The following is a 16,199-nucleotide window of genomic DNA, read 5'->3' as shown; positions in this document are numbered from 1 at the left end:
TAGAGGCAAGATAGAGTCGTTAAGAATTACGAATTATGTAAGTAGGAGAAAAGATTTTGACCAGTTCATTGACACCTAACACCATATCAACAGTAGAACTAAAGCCAAGTTACAATATTCCTGTTGTCTTAGTCTTGGGCGCTATTCCCGTACTATTAGTACAACCTTGGTTGGGAGGAATATTGACGTTATTGGGTTTGTTTTTGATGTTGCAAGCTGTAACACTACGCTTTCAATTTACCGCTACCGATTTTGATCTTTATAGAGGAGAAAAGTTAATTAAGCGTTTTCCTTACCAAGAATGGCAAAATTGGCGAATATTCTGGAATCGAGTTCCCATTTTGTTCTATTTTAAAGAAGTGAATAGTATTCACTTTTTGCCAATTTTATTTGACCCCAAAACCTTAAAATCTTGTTTAGAAGAACGTTGTCCACGCATTGATTAGATTTTGTTGTTTCGCGCAGAGTCGCAAAGGAGCAAAGGCGCAAAGGGAAGAGTTTTGATAGTGCGGTGTCAGCCATAAATTAAAGTAAGAGAATTTCATAGCTGAATTCAGTAAGTCTGAAAATTTATATTGTTGTTTATGAACCCAGAAGAATCTCAAACTCCAGAAACCATAAATGAGTGGTTGGAACAAATAGAAGTGCAACCTCCTACAGATGAAATACTAGAAAAACCATCTGCTGATTTAGAATTAGAAGCTGAAGCATCTGGTGAATTGGTAACGTCATTAACCACAGAAACAACAGCATTAGAATCGGCAGATTCACTATATACACAACCAGCGCAAAAAGTAATCCAGTTGCAGCATAGGTCAGCAGACTTAAAAGCAGAAATTACTCAATTGGAAATTACTTATGAAACCCTTCAGAAGCAAGTAAGTGTAACCCAAATCGCACTTTCACAAGTTGTCCAAGAGTCATTATCGCAGTTAGAACAACGCAAACAAACTTTACAAATTTCTGTAGAACAACTCGAACGTCGTCAAGAACGCATTCGCAATGAAATGCGGACTACTTTTGCGGGGACTTCTCAAGATATAGCAATTCGGGTACAAGGTTTTAAGGACTATCTCACAGGCAGTTTACAGGATTTGGCATCAGCGGCGGAACAAATGCAACTGGTACAACCTGTCCGAGAACGGGAAAAACCACCACAGGGAGAAGCAAAACCTGTTAAAGAACAATTAGAAGCCCCACAACTTGGACAACAGCAGTTTCAGGATACTACTAAAAAAATCCGCCGCTTGCTTGACCAATATCGTAACCAGCCAGATTATTATGGACCACCCTGGCAGTTACGCCGGACTTTTGAACCAATTCACGCCGAAAAACTATCAAATTGGTTATTTACCTTAGGTGGACGGGGTGCTTTGCGGACAATGGGTAGCCGCTTACAGAATATTTTAATTGCTTCGTCGGCAGTTTCTATATTACATCAACTATATGGGGACAGGGTGCGAACTCTGATTTTAGCAAATACTCCAGAACGTTTAGGCGAATGGCGACGCGGTTTACAAGATTGTTTAGGTATTGGTCGTCCTGATTTTGGCCCCGACAGAGGAGTGGTATTATTTGAAGCACCGACAGCTTTAGCCCAAAAAGCCGAGAGATTAGTTACAGCCAATCAAATGCCTTTTATTATCATTGATGATTCTGAGGAACAAATTAGTTTAGCTTTACTGCAATTCCCTCTCTGGTTAGCTTTTGCCCCTGACCCGAAAACTATGAAAGATCGGAATTTTGACGATGATTTTTAATTAGTCATTGGTGATTGGTGATTGGTGATTGGTGATTGGTGATTGGTGATTGGTGATTGGTGATTGGTGATTGGTGATTGGTGATTGGTGATTGGTGATTGGTGATTGGCAAAACAACTAACAACTAACAACTGTACGGGCGAAGCATTTGGAGAACTATTTTTGGCAATGACCGATAATTTATCTTCCAAATGCTTCGCCCCTACTGACAACTGACAACTAACAACTGACAAATTTATGTTTCTTTGGTTAAGTTTGTGTGGAGTGGTGATTTTATTAGCTTACCTTTTTGGTTCTTTTCCAACTGGATATCTGGCAGGTAAGCTATTAAAAGGAATTGATATTCGGGAAGTTGGTTCTGGTTCAACTGGTGCAACTAATGTTCTGAGAACTTTGGGAAAAATTCCCGGGGCATTTGTATTATTAATTGATGCTTTGAAAGGAGGATTAGCAATAAATTTAGGTTACGCTTTATTTAGTATTGCTACTACTCAAAACTTAATTCCACCAATTGTAAATATCGAAATTTGGCAACCTTATTTAGTCACTTTAGCTGGTTTAGCTGCCCTTTTAGGACATAGTAAATCAATCTTTCTCGGCTTTACTGGTGGTAAATCTGTGGCTAGTGGTGTGGGAATTTTGTTAGCTATTAGTTGGCAGGTAGGATTATCAACATTAGGGGTTTTTGCGGTAGTAATTGCCATTTCGAGAATTGTGTCTTTAAGTTCTATTGCTGGGGCTGTAGCGGTTTCTATTTTAATGGTAATTTTTCATCAACCTTTAGCCTACATTCTTCTTGGTTTTGCTGGCGGCTTATATGTAATTATCCGTCACCGCACCAATATTGAGCGATTAATTGCGGGTACAGAACCAAAAATTGGACAAAAGGCAGAAACGCCAACAGAACAAACCACTTATTGACTTTTTCAGCCCTGTCCCTACTTTGAAGCGTAGTTTTAACTGTCTCCTGTTTTTTCAATGGTTTCAATCACGGCTAAACCTATACTTGAAACGGCGATTAGCATGATAGCTGACGCGAGAAAGGCACTGACAAGCATCTGAAGAGCTTGGTCAAAAAAAATATAGGTGGTCATTTGTTCACCTTCTGAACTTTATACAGCTACTGGTACTATCTAATTTTTCTTCACAGCCAGGTGACTGAATTCCTTGTAATCGGATCTTAACAAAACTTTAGCTCTTTCATGGCATGATGACAAAATTTTATTACTAAAAATTTGATAACTTTTAACTATATTCGGTTAAGTACAATACTGAAAAACACCGAAAGTAAAAATTGGATCTACTTTGATAGCAGTATTGTTGTAATTTTGATTGTTCTAATAATTACTTAGCTTTTGGTGCTAACTATGGAACTCCTCCAATTCAAGATATCTACACACCGTCTGTTATTACAGCCTATATCAATGGAATATAAGGCAGATATTTTTAGAGAATTTACTCAGGAAGTTACGACTTATTTATCTTCAAAACCATCGGAAAAAATTCAGGATACTGAAATTTTCATTAATCAATCTTTACTAAAAATGGAAAAAGGAGAAGAGTTAGTAGTTGTGATTTTAAAGAAAGATTCTCAAGAGTTTTTAGGATGTAGTGGGATACATAAAATTAATAGTAAATACCCCCGATATGGAATTTGGCTGAAAAAATCAGCATATAAACAAGGTTACGCCACGGAAACAATTGCAGCCCTGAAATTATGGGCTGAAGAAAACTTAGATTATGAATATCTTAGATATGATTTGGATAAAGCAAATACCGCCAGCCGTAGGGTTGCGGAAAAAATGGGAGGTAAAATTGGTAGAGAGTATGATCTGATTAACGAGAGTGGTAAAGTCTTAAATATAGTGGAATATAAAATTAGTAAAAAACAAAATTCTGAATTTTACTAACTAAAAAATACTAACATATACAAGGTTTAATAGTAGCAATTACAGATTCAGCCAGACTTGGTAAATCATAACCACCTTCTAAACCAAACATAATTTTTTTGGTTATACCTAAGCAGTATTCTGTAAATAAACCAAAATCTTCTGGTTGCAAATTTACACTCGCTAAAGGATCATTAGTATTAGCATCATAACCAGCACTAATAATCAGTAAATCTGGCGAAAAATTAGTTAAAAAGGGTAAGATTTTTCTTTCCCACAATGGTTGATAGACGGTAATATCGCTACCAGGGGGAACAGGTAAATTCAAGACATTATTATGTGAACCTTGTTGAGAAGCTTTCCCTGTACCGGGATAAGCTGGATACTGGTGAAGAGAAACATAAGCAATTTCTGAGTGAGTTTCTACTATTGCTTCCGTCCCATTTCCGTGATGTACGTCCCAATCTAGGATAGCAACGCGCTGAATTCCAGGCTGTTGCAAAGCATATAAAGCTGCAATTGCAGCATTAGAAAATAAACAAAATCCCATTCCTGTATCACTTACCGCATGATGCCCAGGCGGACGCGCTAATACAAAAGCTTTGTTTGCTGTATCAAGAACTGTATCTACTCCATCTAACCAAGCACTAACTGCCAATAATGCTACATCATAACTGCGGGGAGAAATGGGAGTATCTCCGTCTAAATAACCACCACCGGAGGAGGAGATATCTTTAACTTTGTTAATATAGGTTGTAGAATGAACATTTTCTATCCAAGACATTAAAGATGGTTTTGATGTTACGGGTGTAGGTATTTTCCATGTGATTTCTTCGGCAAAATTTGCAGCTTTTAAAGCATTGACTATTGCTGTCAACCGTTCAGGTTTTTCTGGGTGGTAGATTCCCGTTTTGTGATCTAAAAATTCGTCAGAATAAATAACTTGTAACATACATTTCTATATCCAGAATCCGCAATGTAAGATAGGTGAAAGTCAAGAAACTGATTAAAATGATATATTACACCAATAGGTGAAGTATAGATCGTATAGATCCCCGACTTCTTCAAGAAGTCGGGGATCTGGGGGATAATTATAAGAGGTGATATAGGACTAATATTTGATTTTTGAAAAAGCTCCGTACATCTGAAGCGTGGGAAAATCAAAGGTAGTGTGTCGGATAAACCATTCAAACATCCATTTTAAATGAGAAAATGTTGGTATCAACGCACAAAAACGTCGAACCATGTTTTGGCTTGTAACCAAATATCCTTGGTAATTGGTAATTGGTAATTCAATTTTTAACTTTTAATTTTTAATTTTTAATTCATTTCTGCTGACGGTACTGAAAATAACTGTTTTTTCAAGTTGTTCATGATAGGAATAGATCAACCGCTTCACTGCAAGTGAAAACCCTAAAAATGAACACAAATATAGATAATCTTAACTCGGTTCGTAAACCTAAAATTTTCAACCAATCAATGAGTTTTGTTGAAGGTTGGTATTGGGTATTACCTTCTCAATCTTTGCAGATAGGTGAAATTAAAGCTGTGACAATTTTTGGGAAGGATTTAGTCGTATATCGTGGTAAAGATAGACGTGCAGTTATTTTAGATGCTTACTGTCCTCACATGGGTACGAGTTTAGCTGAAGGTAAAATTGAAGGTAATGAATTACGCTGTGTTTTACATCGGTGGAAATTTGATGCAGAAGGTATTTGTGTTGGTATTCCTAATGTAGATGAACCTGTATCTCTTAAAGCTAAAACTTGGCCAGCAGCAGAACAATATGGAATGATTTGGGTTTGGACAGGGGAAACTCCCCAGCAACCTTTACCTTTTGTTTTAGATTGGGAAAACCAAGATTTTGATTTTTCTCTCGGTTCGCAATTTAGTATTGATTGTCATCCCAATGTGTTACTTCTTCAGGGTATTGATACTCAACAAATTAATTTAGTTAATAAATTACCATTAAAAATGGTTTTGGAGAAACAAGAACTTAATCAAAATGCTATTATTTTTAGCACGATTACAAATATTAATGGAAAATCATTTTGGCTAAATCTCTACCGACGGTTTTTTAATAATTCTTTTAATTACAGTGTTTGCTATTGGTATGGGACAACAAGTATAGTTTCCTTTACTAATGACTCTACCCAGCTACATATAATATTTACAACTCGGTTATTACCAGGGGGAAAAACAGCAGGTCAAACCCTATTTATGTGCAAAAAACGTCAAGGTATTTTAGGAAAGTTAATTAATAAATTGATGTTAAAGATCGGGAAAAAAATTAGCGATCGCTTACTCAAAACTAATGATAAAATTTTAGAAACCATGCAGTTTGATTTAAAAACTCCCCTCAAAGCAGATTTATCAATTATGCAATTTATTAACCATTTAGAACGACAAAAACCCCTGACATGGGAAAGTTGGCTATTAGTGCGGTCACGGGAACGGGAAGAAGAAGTGCGTGAAGAGAGAGAAAAACGTGAAAAATGGCGAGATGAATTAGTTAATGACTGAAAAATCTAGATTTTGACAATAAAAATGAAGTGGACTGGCCACTTCATCAATTCCCAGGTAGAACCTAATCATAAGTATAACGACCAAAAAATTTCAAAATCGTATAAATACATACTAATTTTGTGTTTAGCTGTTATTTAGTGGTTACACTTTGGGGAATGAGAATATTTTTCAGCAATTTAGGAATTTGAGAGGGACTATCAGCGACAGGAATTTTTGCAGATTTAAAAGCAGCCAATTTACTTTCTGCTGTACCAAAATTCGCAGAACGTCCAATTACACTGGCTAAAGTCCCTGTTTCTTGCCAATTTTGTGTCGTTGGTGCGTGTCTACCAGCAATATAGGCAATTACAGGTTTATCAATTGCTTCTGTAATATATTGTGCTGCTGCTTCTTCGCTTTCTCCACCAGGTTGTCCGATTAAAACAATTGCTTCTGTGGTCTCATCTTCATCAAGAATTTGCAACCATTGCAGGAATGAAGAACCAACAATCGCATCACTACCAATACTAACACCAATTGATTGCCCCAAACCCGCTTTTGTTAATTCCCAAGCGACTTCATAGGTAAGTGTACTGCTACGGCTAACAATTCCCACAGAACCAGGGATATAAAATTCGCGTTCGTGAGTCCCCAGGAGAATTTTCCCAGGAACGATAATTCCTGGACTATTGGGGCCAATAATTAAAGTCTCACCAGCTTCTGTTTTGCGAAGGAGTTGTACCATATCCAGCGGTGGGACTCCAGCGGTGGTAATGATGATTTGGGGGATGTTAGAGGCGATCGCTTCCAATGCTGCATCCAAAACCTGATAAGGTTGAACACAAATGATTGTGGTGTCAATCTGTCCAAATTTGGCCACAACCTCCTCTACCAAATCAAACACTGGTAGATTATATATTTGTTTTCCACCATACCCAGGATTGACACCAGCTACTAAATTTGTGCCATAAGCCTGCATTTGAGCAATATGAGTTGCTGAGATAAATTCACAAAATCCCTGAATTAAAACTTTACTTTCTGTTGTTAAATTCATATTTTGTCAGTTGTCAGTTGTCAGTTGTCAGTTGTTAGTAGGGGCGAAGCATTTGGAAGATAAATTATCGGTCATTGCCAAAAATAGTTCTCCAAATGCTTCGCCCGTACAGTTGTTAGTAGGGGCGAAGCATTTGGAACATAAATTATCGGTCATTGCCAAAAATAGTTCTCCAAATGCTTCGCCCGTACAGTTGTTCGTTGTTAGTAGGGGTGAAGCATTTGGAAGATAAATTATCGGTCATTGCCAAAAATAGTTCTGCAAATGCTTCGCCCGTACAGTTGTTAGTAGGGGCGAAGCATTTAGAAGATAAATTATCGGTCATTGCCAAAAATAGTTCTCCAAATGCTTCGCCCGTACAGTTGTTAGTTGTAATTGGTAAAAATCTTGCTTTTTACATATTCCCTTTTTTCTGCACAGATAACTTAGCTAAACGAACTGCTTCCTTAACTGCTTCATCTAAATTTTCTACAACTATCAGCGATTGATTAGAGGTTTGTAGTGGAACTAAATTTTCTCTAACATGATTAAATTCAGAACCTGCCAAACGGAGGACTAAATAGGGTAAATTTAATGGTTGCTGATTTTTATTTCCATTGGAAGATGACATTTGAGATGTAATTTCAATTCTGTCCAAATGGAGGAATTCGGTAATAATTTCGGGGAGTTGGTCAACTTGAGGAATAGTCCCCAAAAAGTTGACTAAAATAACTTGACTGTTCACATCACTGGCCAAACTTGTTAAACTGCTAATCAGGCGATCGCCAAAAGTTGTCAGTTTAGTATCACTCATAAAAGAATGGCGCAAATTGACACATTTACCAGGTTTACCATGAGCATTAACAACCTCATCCAAAGTTGTTAACACAGAACCTTTCCCATTACCTAATATACAAATCTTACCTGGCATTTCTATCCCATCCCAGCTACTCAACAAGCCGCTCCCTTTTTTATTACCATGAAGAAGACCAACCAGTTTCGTAGCCATTTCAGCTATTTCAGGATGACGATTAATAGCTTGTTTATTCACCCTAACCTTGCCATTGAGCGCCATCACTTGACCAGCAGAGTTCACACCCAGAGGATGAATCTCCACCAAATCCAAATCCTTTTGCACAAATAACTGGTACAACTTCTCGACAATATCGCTCACAGTTTGCATCAACTCACCCTGCAAACCCATTTTCAAAGCCAGTCGTCTGGCATAAAATGGCGAAAATTCCTGTTCTACCACCACGTGCTGAATTTTTTCCCCTCCTGTCTCCCAGTCAATATTGGCTTCTGTACAACCCAATAAAACGGGACGACACAGCGCAGTATCTAAAACTACAGCTAGATAAAATTCCTCCTGGGCATCATACTTCGATTCTGCCAGTAAAACCTCCGGCAATTGTCCCCAAATTGGTAAATTAAATATATTCTGTGCAGCCGCGATCGCATCAATCGTAGTTTCTACAATCCTAACTCCACCAGCTTTTTCCCTTTCCCCTGCTTGTACCTGAGATTTTAGAACAATCGGATAACGAATTTTTAACCGTTTTAAATCTGTGGGATGGTCTATTCTTTGAGATGGTAAGACCGGAATCCCGATTTTACCAAACCATTCTTTAACTTGATACTCCAATAAATCCATTGAGACACACCTTGTATTGACAAGTCTAACGCGCTTTCTTAGATGCTATCTGATATTTTGCCCAATACCGAAAATTATAGAATTTGGTTTTGCTTAACTGAAAATTTATTTTGTCATTGGATTGTCTAATTTATAATCTAGCTGTATAAAAAAATAGAAGTCTAAATTATCACCCTTGACTGTATTCTTCGTGACAAATTTAACCTTCTGCTAGAAACTGATTCTATTGGATGTAAAACTAGTAGTTTGTCAAGATAAAAATGATGGACTGTAGTGTGAGCGTCTCGCTCACGCGGGCAAGACTTATACTGAGCAAGCGATGCCCTGAGCAAGCGATGCCCTGAGCCTGTCGAAGGGTCGAAGGATCGAAGGGTCGAAGTATGCCCGCACTACCAAAAACCCGTCAAAATGTCTTTGACAGACTACTAGTACACTGCGGCGTAAGTAAGATAACCATTAAAAAATCCCTAAAAAGCTTATACCATCTGCTTTTTTAATTTTTAATTGTTAATTTTTAATTCCGCCCTGCGGTACTAGTCTCTAGTCCTAAATTCCCAGTCCCCTTGATAATCAAAACTATATAGAAAGAGTGGCAGTAACGCTTTATGGAAGCAACAGTTCAACAACAATATCTACAAGTTTTAAGCGATATCTTGCAGGAAAGATTAGTGGCTCAACTGCTTGATAGTCAGGATTTCCAGGTCAAATGCGCCATCAGAAATGATGAATTGATGATTTTAACTCAACATCCTGCTGATGTGTTAGTTGACATACAGCAAGTTTTTGAGGTGTTAGAACAAGCACTGCAATGGCAATTCAACTACCAAACTCAACGGGTACAATTTTTCTTGAGAATTGCCGGTGAAAAGCGTCCCTATGCTCAATATTTCCTAGATTTTCAAATTCCCAGTATAGATTCAGAACAAGAAACTGAGGATGAATTTCCAATTCCTACAGTAGACAGAGAAAGAGAAACAGTGAACATAGAAAATGAGAGAGACAGTCTCTTTATTTCTGCTGATCTTCAAACACCATCATCTCCAATTACAGAAACCGAAGACGAACCCATTACTGATTCATTTCTTCCCAGTTCCGAAGAATCTTTCTCAGATTATTTACTACCAGATTCACATTTATCTCTGGATGAAAACGAAGTTGAGAAAATTGAAGACATTGAAGAAAAGTTTGCTCCTTTTGCGAATATCGCAGACAAACCCAGAAAAAGACAATTATCACTATCACTTCCCCCCGTACCAATAATGATTGGTACGGCTGTAGTTATCGCCCTCCTTGCCAGTAGTGGTGCTTTCGTTCTCCATCGTGGTTGTGTAATTTTTGAATGTAAAGAATTACAAACAGCACAGCAATTTAAAAGTGAGTATCAGCAGCAGATCAAACGGACAAAATCACAAAAAGACTTATTAACAATGCAACAACAACTAGATAAAGTAGTTGCAGATTTGCAAGAAATTCCTGAGTGGTCTCCCCGTTATCAAGACTCTCAGGTATTGGTTAATAGTTTTTCTGAACAGTCAACAAAAATCAACCAGGTGCTAAAAGCCTTACAAATAGGATCTTCAGCCCAGAAAAAAACTCAAACTCCTCCTCAGAGTGTAGATGAGTTACGCAATAGACAAAAGTTGTGGAAAGAGGCAATTACCTCATTAAAGATAATTAAGCCAAGTCATGAACTCTATGGATTGGTAACAGCTAATTTATCAAATTATCAAAATACTTTAAAAACTGTTAATGATCAGTTGCTTAAAGAGGAAACATGGGTACAAAAAATTGCCAATGCCAAAACTTTAGGAGAAAACGCTACTAAACGCCAAGCCACTGCTAAATCTGCATCCGAATGGCAAAAGGTAGAATCTGATTTCCAGACAGCAATTAATACCTTAAAGATTATCCCTATAGATAGTTTGGAAACTGAGAATGCCCGCAAGCTATTAGCAGAATACCAACCAAAAATTATTGTAGCCCGCGATCGCGCTAAAAAAGAACAATTAGCAGCCACATCCTATCAACAAGCTATAAAAGCCGCTAATCAAGCTCAAGCCTATAGTAATCAAAACCAATGGCAAGGAGCAGTCAAATCCTGGGAACAGGCTGTACAAAGTGTTAAACAAGTGGGTCAAGATACTTCCTATTTCAATCAAGCTGAACCCCTGATTGAAACCTATACAGCATCTCTAAAACAGGCACAAGAACAATTCCAACTCTATGGTGATTTAACTCAAACTCGCGCTGAACTCAATAGCACTTGTACCAATACCATTAAGATTTGTACTTTTACTATCAAGAATCAGAAAATTAGTGTCCGCTTAACTCCTGAATATGACCGATTATTTCAAGCCAATAATCCACAAATACAAAGTCATTTCCAAAGCTTGAAATATGCTCTCACAGCCATTAGTCAAAATGCTCAACTTCCTGTATTTATCTATAATGCCCAAGGACAGGAAAGGTATATGCGGCAACCACAGTAGGGGACTGGGTAATTTTTACAAGAAAGACCTACGGTATACACACATCCTGACCCAGAGATGTTATCATGAGATTGATAAGGAAGAACTATCTTGCAATAATAAAACGACAAGATCCCCGACTTCTTAAAGAAGTCGGGGATCTGATTGATTCAAAATCATGGGTTTTACGTTAAGTTGACACCATTAAGCATTGCTAAACCCCTACCGGGAGAATCAAATAATTAAGCCGTGTTGAGTATAACTTTTCAATTGCATATATGTCACTTGTGTGACTCCAAGTATATGTCACAAAAAGATTATTTATAACTTAAAGATCACGGTTGTGTTTATAAATAACACATCTTACCATCATATACATATTTAACCTGTTTGGATAAGAATTTGTAAAGGTTTACCACTGCTCAACAGTGTCAAGTACCTCCCAGCCAGGGAATTAATTCCCTGTCTAATAGCTCAAGTCGGTTGAAACAGACTATTCTGTCGGTATTTATTCGAGAAATAGGATAATTTTTGATTTCGATGTCATCAGAGACTTGAGCCAGGGAATTAATTCCCTGTCTAATAGCTCAAGTCGGTTTTAACCGACTATTTTAGCGGTATTTGTTTAAGAAATAGGATAATTTTTGATTTCGATGTCATCAGAGTACGTTTTAACGTACTTTAGCTATTAGCCTGGAACTTCAGTTCCAGGGCGGGTATGAAAGCTTAGTTACCAAGTGAAAAGGAAAAAAATATGTTAAAAAACTCTTTTCTCCGTCAAACCGCGACAACTATTGTTTTTATTGATGCCTCCGTTTCCGACTATCACACCCTACAAACAGGAATTGTAGAGGGCGTAAAATCAGTTATTATTTCCCCAAATCAAGACGGGATTGAGCAAATTAGCCAAATTTTACAACAACATCCCCACATCACCACCATTCATATCCTTTCCCACGGTTCACCGGGATGCTTGTATTTAGGCAATAGTCAATTAAACTTAACCAATATTCACAATTACACCCAACAGTTACAACAGTGGCAACGTCAGAATATTTTACTATATGGCTGTAACGTCGCTGCGGGGGATGCTGGGGAAGAATTTATTAGAAAGTTATATGAGATTACCAACGCAACCATTAGCGCGTCAGCCACAAAAACAGGAAATGCAGCTTTAGGGGGAAATTGGGAGTTAGAGGTTAATATTCCCGCTACAGAGACGTTCCATGGAACGTCTCTACATTTGTCAGATATTATTGCACACACCCTCAACAGCTACCAGGGAGTATTTGCACCCACATTAGTGGGCAATTATGATACATCTGGCGAGGCTAGAGGTGTGCAAGTAGTCGGTAACTATGCTTACGTAGCTGATAGAGATTCAGGACTACAAATCATTGATATTAGCAACCCCACAACCCCCACCCTCAAGGGCAATTATGATACTTCTGGCTATGCTTGGGGTGTGCAAGTGGTGGGTAACTATGCTTATGTTGCTGATGGTTATTCAGGACTACAAATAATAGACATTAGCAACCCCACAACCCCCACCCTCAAGGGCAATTATTATACTTCTGGCTGGGCTTATGGTGTGCAAGTAGTGGGTAACTACGCTTATGTAGCTAATGGTTATTCAGGACTACAAATCATTGATATTAGCAACCCCACTACCCCCACCCTCAAAGGCAATTATGATACATCTGGCAGCGCTAGTGGTGTGCAAGTAGTGGGTAACTACGCTTATGTAGCTGATGGTTATTCAGGACTACAAATCATTGATATTAGCAACCCCTCTACCCCCACCCTCAAAGGCAATTATGATACATCTGACTGGGCTGAAGGTGTGCAAGTAGTGGGTAACTATGCTTATGTAGCTGATCTGTATTCAGGACTACAAATCATAGACATCAGCAACCCCACTATCCCCACCCTCAAGGGCAATTATGATACTTCTGGCTATGCTGGGGGTCTGCAAGTAGTAGGCAACTACGCTTATGTTGCTGATTCTATTTCAGGACTACAAATCATAGACATCAGCAACCCCACAACCCCCACCCTCAAGGGCAATTATGATACTTCTGGCAATACTCTTGATGTGCAAGTAGTCGGTAACTACGCTTATGTGGCTGATGATAATGGTGGCTTAAAGATTATTGACGTGAGTGAATTTATTAACCTATACACCGCAATTGAATCAGTAGGTAATACTAAATTAGTCAAAGATTCAACAAACAAATACTTTACCCAAATCGGAACAAACACCCCAATCGCTATCAAAAATGGTGGACAACAAATCTACCAAGATATCTACGGTTCAGGATGGCAAACTATAGCCGCAGAAACCGTTAATGGAGATAACCAAGTTCTGTGGAAAAACGTTTCTGGAAACTATCTGCATATCTGGAATTTAGATATTAACTGGAATTGGGTTTCTTCTGAGGGAAATTGGGGATTAAATTCTGCTGATGCTTTCACCCAAGAAACTGTTTTTGGTATAGATGCTAATGGTGATGGTGTTATTGGCAATCCTTACACTGCAATTGAAGCAGTAGGTAATACCAAATTAGTCAAAGATTCAACAAACAAATACTTTACCCAAATCGGAACAAATACCCCAATTGCCATTAAAAATAGTGGACAACAAATCTACCAAGATATCTACGCAGGATGGCAAACTATAGCCGCAGAAACCGTTAATGGAGATAATCAAGTTCTTTGGAAAAACGTTTCTGGAAACTATCTGCATATTTGGCATTTAGATAATAACTGGAATTGGGTTTCTTCTGAAGGAAATTGGGGATTGAATTCGGCGGAAGCTTTAACTCAAGAAACTAACTTTGGTATAGATGCTAATGGTGATGGTGTCATTGGCAATCCTTACACTGCAATTGAAGCAGTAGGTAATACCAAATTAGTCAAAGATTCAACAAACAAATACTTTACCCAAATCGGAACAAATACCCCAATTGCCATTAAAAACGGTGGACAACAAATCTACCAAAATATCTACGCAGGATGGCAAACTATAGCCGCAGAAACCGTTAATGGAGATAATCAAGTTCTTTGGAAAAACGTTTCTGGAAACTATCTGCATATTTGGCATTTAGATAATAACTGGAATTGGGTTTCTTCTGAAGGAAATTGGGGATTGAATTCGGCGGAAGCTTTAACTCAAGAAACTAACTTTAGCATAGATGCTAATGGTGATGGTGTTATTGGTTACACCTCAATTGAATCAGCAGGTAATACCAAATTAGTCAAAGATTCCACCAATAAATACTTTACCCAAATCGGAACAAATACCCCAATTGCCATTAAAAACGGTGGACAACAAATCTACCAAAATATCTACGCAGGATGGCAAACTATAGCCGCAGAAACCGTTAATGGAGATAATCAAGTTCTTTGGAAAAACGTTTCTGGAAACTATCTGCATATTTGGCATTTAGATAATAACTGGAATTGGGTTTCTTCTGAAGGAAATTGGGGATTAAATTCTGCTGATGCTTTCACCCAAGAAACTAACTTTGGTATAGATGCTAATGGTGATGGTGTCATTGGCAATCCTTACACTGCAATTGAATCAGCAGGTAATACCAAATTAGTCAAAGATTCAACAAACAAATATTTTACCCAAACCGGAACAAATACCCCAATTGCCATTAAAAACGGTGGACAACAAATCTACCAAAATATCTACGCAGGATGGCAAACTATAGCCGCAGAAACCGTTAATGGAGATAATCAAGTTCTTTGGAAAAACGTTTCTGTAAACTATCTGCATATTTGGCATTTAGATAATAACTGGAATTGGGTTTCTTCTGAGGGACAATTTGCATTAAGTTCTGCTGATGCTTTGGCTAAGGAAACTGTTTTTGGCATAGATGCTAATAGTGATGGTAAAATCGGTAATCCTTCTAGTCTGACTCTGACAGGCACTAGTGGTAACGATATCCTCATCGGTGGTGCAAATAGTGATACCTTCAATGGTGGTTTAGGTAACGATACCCTGTATTTAGGTTTAAATGATAATGCTGTGGATAATGTTAACTATGCTTCTGGTGATGGTACAGACACAGTTTATCAATTTGTGCGTGGTGACGGTGGCGATAAACTGAATTTTACAGGTATTGCCAATCTTGATGTGGTTACATTGGGTGCAAATACAGAAGTCCGAATTGGTGATGGTATTGCTGCTAATACTGGTTTTGGCACAGGACAGTTATTGATTACTTTATCAAGTACAACTGGTTTGAATAACGCTGATGTGAATGTTAATTTGTTTGGTAGTAACTTCCTATTTAACTAGTTGGTAATTTATCTACCTAGTACATCACGGCGTAAATAAAGCAACCATATTCAATCGCCAAAAAGCCTACTGTATATTAGTTTTGACTTTTGACTTTTGACTTTTGACTTCCGCCCTGCGGTACTAGTGGTCTGTCAAGCTAAAAATTGTGAGATTGAGGGAAATTAGAGAGGCTATTAACTCTAAACCTCATCCATACAGTACTTTCCGGTGTTATGAGGTACATATCCAGCGGGCAAGATGCCCGCACTACAAGAGTTTCATAATTCAAGTTTATACCTCATTAGAGCGAAATATGCTGTAAATAGAAAATTGACAGACCACTAGTCGGTTTTAACCGACTTTAGCTATAAGACAGGGAATTTATTCCCTGGCTTCCTGGCTTCCTCCCCATTAACATAATCACCCCATCATGTTTCGCCAAAAAGCGCAAAAACGCCAACCGAAAAAAAGAGATTTATGGTATTGACAAAGAATTTTAAAAATGTTATCATAAAATTGATAAGGAAGAACTATCTTGCAATAACAATAATAAAACGACAAGATCCCCGACTTCTTCAAGAAGTCGGGGATATGATTGA

Annotated in this window: 14 protein-coding genes and 1 pseudogene; 9 read left to right on the top strand and 6 right to left on the bottom strand. The window is 38.0% G+C overall.

Annotated elements, in window-relative coordinates:
• The first annotated feature begins 56 nt into the window (after window positions 1–56).
• Both BMF77_RS12495 and BMF77_RS12490 read left to right on the top strand, forming a co-directional pair.
• Window positions 57–446 (top strand): DUF3119 family protein, encoded by a 390-nt coding sequence (locus BMF77_RS12495; RefSeq protein ID WP_015078874.1) that lies wholly within the window; start codon window positions 57–59, stop codon window positions 444–446.
• 138 nt (window positions 447–584) lie between these two features.
• Entirely contained in the window at window positions 585–1,760 is a 1,176-nt protein-coding gene (locus BMF77_RS12490) for a DUF3086 domain-containing protein (protein WP_148763178.1), read from the top strand.
• Here BMF77_RS12490 and BMF77_RS12485 read toward each other — a convergent pair.
• Window positions 1,757–1,972 (bottom strand): hypothetical protein, encoded by a 216-nt coding sequence (locus BMF77_RS12485; protein WP_148763177.1) that lies wholly within the window; start codon window positions 1,970–1,972, stop codon window positions 1,757–1,759. The genes BMF77_RS12490 and BMF77_RS12485 overlap by 4 nt on opposite strands.
• Window positions 1,973–1,997: 25 nt before the next feature.
• Here BMF77_RS12485 and plsY point away from each other — a divergent pair, with 25 nt between their 5' ends.
• Window positions 1,998–2,681, top strand: a complete 684-nt coding sequence (plsY, locus tag BMF77_RS12480) for a glycerol-3-phosphate 1-O-acyltransferase PlsY (RefSeq protein ID WP_148763175.1) — start codon at window positions 1,998–2,000, stop codon at window positions 2,679–2,681.
• Window positions 2,682–2,716: 35 nt separating this feature from the next.
• On the opposite strand, the gene BMF77_RS26710 is transcribed toward plsY, so the two are convergent.
• Window positions 2,717–2,854 (bottom strand): hypothetical protein, encoded by a 138-nt coding sequence (locus BMF77_RS26710; protein ID WP_015078871.1) that lies wholly within the window; start codon window positions 2,852–2,854, stop codon window positions 2,717–2,719.
• A gap of 330 nt (window positions 2,855–3,184) precedes the next feature.
• Between BMF77_RS26710 and BMF77_RS12475 the strand changes: the two genes are divergently transcribed.
• Entirely contained in the window at window positions 3,185–3,670 is a 486-nt protein-coding gene (locus BMF77_RS12475) for a GNAT family N-acetyltransferase (RefSeq protein WP_246863138.1), read from the top strand.
• Window positions 3,671–3,680: 10 nt separating this feature from the next.
• Here the strand turns inward: BMF77_RS12475 and BMF77_RS12470 are convergent, their stop codons facing one another.
• The gene (locus tag BMF77_RS12470; RefSeq protein ID WP_148763171.1) at window positions 3,681–4,601 is read right to left on the bottom strand and encodes a histone deacetylase; all 921 of its coding nucleotides are present in this window, start codon (window positions 4,599–4,601) and stop codon (window positions 3,681–3,683) included.
• Window positions 4,602–4,760: 159 nt separating this feature from the next.
• Window positions 4,761–4,936: pseudogene (locus BMF77_RS12465) on the bottom strand (IS630 family transposase); the annotation flags it as partial.
• Between the two features lie 132 nt (window positions 4,937–5,068).
• Here BMF77_RS12465 and BMF77_RS12460 point away from each other — a divergent pair.
• The gene (locus tag BMF77_RS12460; protein ID WP_148763169.1) at window positions 5,069–6,172 is read left to right on the top strand and encodes an aromatic ring-hydroxylating dioxygenase subunit alpha; all 1,104 of its coding nucleotides are present in this window, start codon (window positions 5,069–5,071) and stop codon (window positions 6,170–6,172) included.
• A 133-nt stretch (window positions 6,173–6,305) separates the two neighbouring features.
• Here the strand turns inward: BMF77_RS12460 and BMF77_RS12455 are convergent, their stop codons facing one another.
• The gene (locus BMF77_RS12455; protein WP_148763167.1) at window positions 6,306–7,208 is read right to left on the bottom strand and encodes a CoA-binding protein; all 903 of its coding nucleotides are present in this window, start codon (window positions 7,206–7,208) and stop codon (window positions 6,306–6,308) included.
• A gap of 10 nt (window positions 7,209–7,218) precedes the next feature.
• Between BMF77_RS12455 and BMF77_RS12450 the strand changes: the two genes are divergently transcribed.
• Both BMF77_RS12450 and BMF77_RS12445 read left to right on the top strand, forming a co-directional pair.
• Window positions 7,219–7,440, top strand: a complete 222-nt coding sequence (locus tag BMF77_RS12450) for a hypothetical protein (protein WP_246863137.1) — start codon at window positions 7,219–7,221, stop codon at window positions 7,438–7,440.
• The gene (locus tag BMF77_RS12445) at window positions 7,385–7,696 is read left to right on the top strand and encodes a hypothetical protein (protein ID WP_148763162.1); all 312 of its coding nucleotides are present in this window, start codon (window positions 7,385–7,387) and stop codon (window positions 7,694–7,696) included. The genes BMF77_RS12450 and BMF77_RS12445 overlap by 56 nt, the downstream gene beginning before the upstream one ends.
• On the opposite strand, the gene BMF77_RS12440 is transcribed toward BMF77_RS12445, so the two are convergent.
• Window positions 7,603–8,841: an ATP-grasp domain-containing protein gene (locus BMF77_RS12440; RefSeq protein ID WP_148763160.1), complete on the bottom strand. Its 1,239-nt coding sequence runs from the start codon at window positions 8,839–8,841 to the stop codon at window positions 7,603–7,605. The two genes, BMF77_RS12445 and BMF77_RS12440, sit on opposite strands and share 94 nt — an antisense overlap.
• A 605-nt stretch (window positions 8,842–9,446) precedes the next feature.
• Here BMF77_RS12440 and BMF77_RS12435 point away from each other — a divergent pair.
• Window positions 9,447–11,330: a hypothetical protein gene (locus BMF77_RS12435; RefSeq protein ID WP_148763158.1), complete on the top strand. Its 1,884-nt coding sequence runs from the start codon at window positions 9,447–9,449 to the stop codon at window positions 11,328–11,330.
• Window positions 11,331–12,063: 733 nt separating this feature from the next.
• Complete coding sequence (locus BMF77_RS27900; protein WP_246863136.1) at window positions 12,064–15,618, top strand: DUF4347 domain-containing protein; 3,555 nt, start codon at window positions 12,064–12,066, stop codon at window positions 15,616–15,618.
• Window positions 15,619–16,199: the final 581 nt, after the last annotated feature.

Origin of the sequence: Dolichospermum sp. UHCC 0315A, from assembly GCF_008121535.1 — a bacterium.
Taxonomy (GTDB): Bacteria; Cyanobacteriota; Cyanobacteriia; order Cyanobacteriales; family Nostocaceae; genus Dolichospermum; species Dolichospermum lemmermannii.
This window is presented reverse-complemented; position numbering and strand designations above follow the sequence as displayed.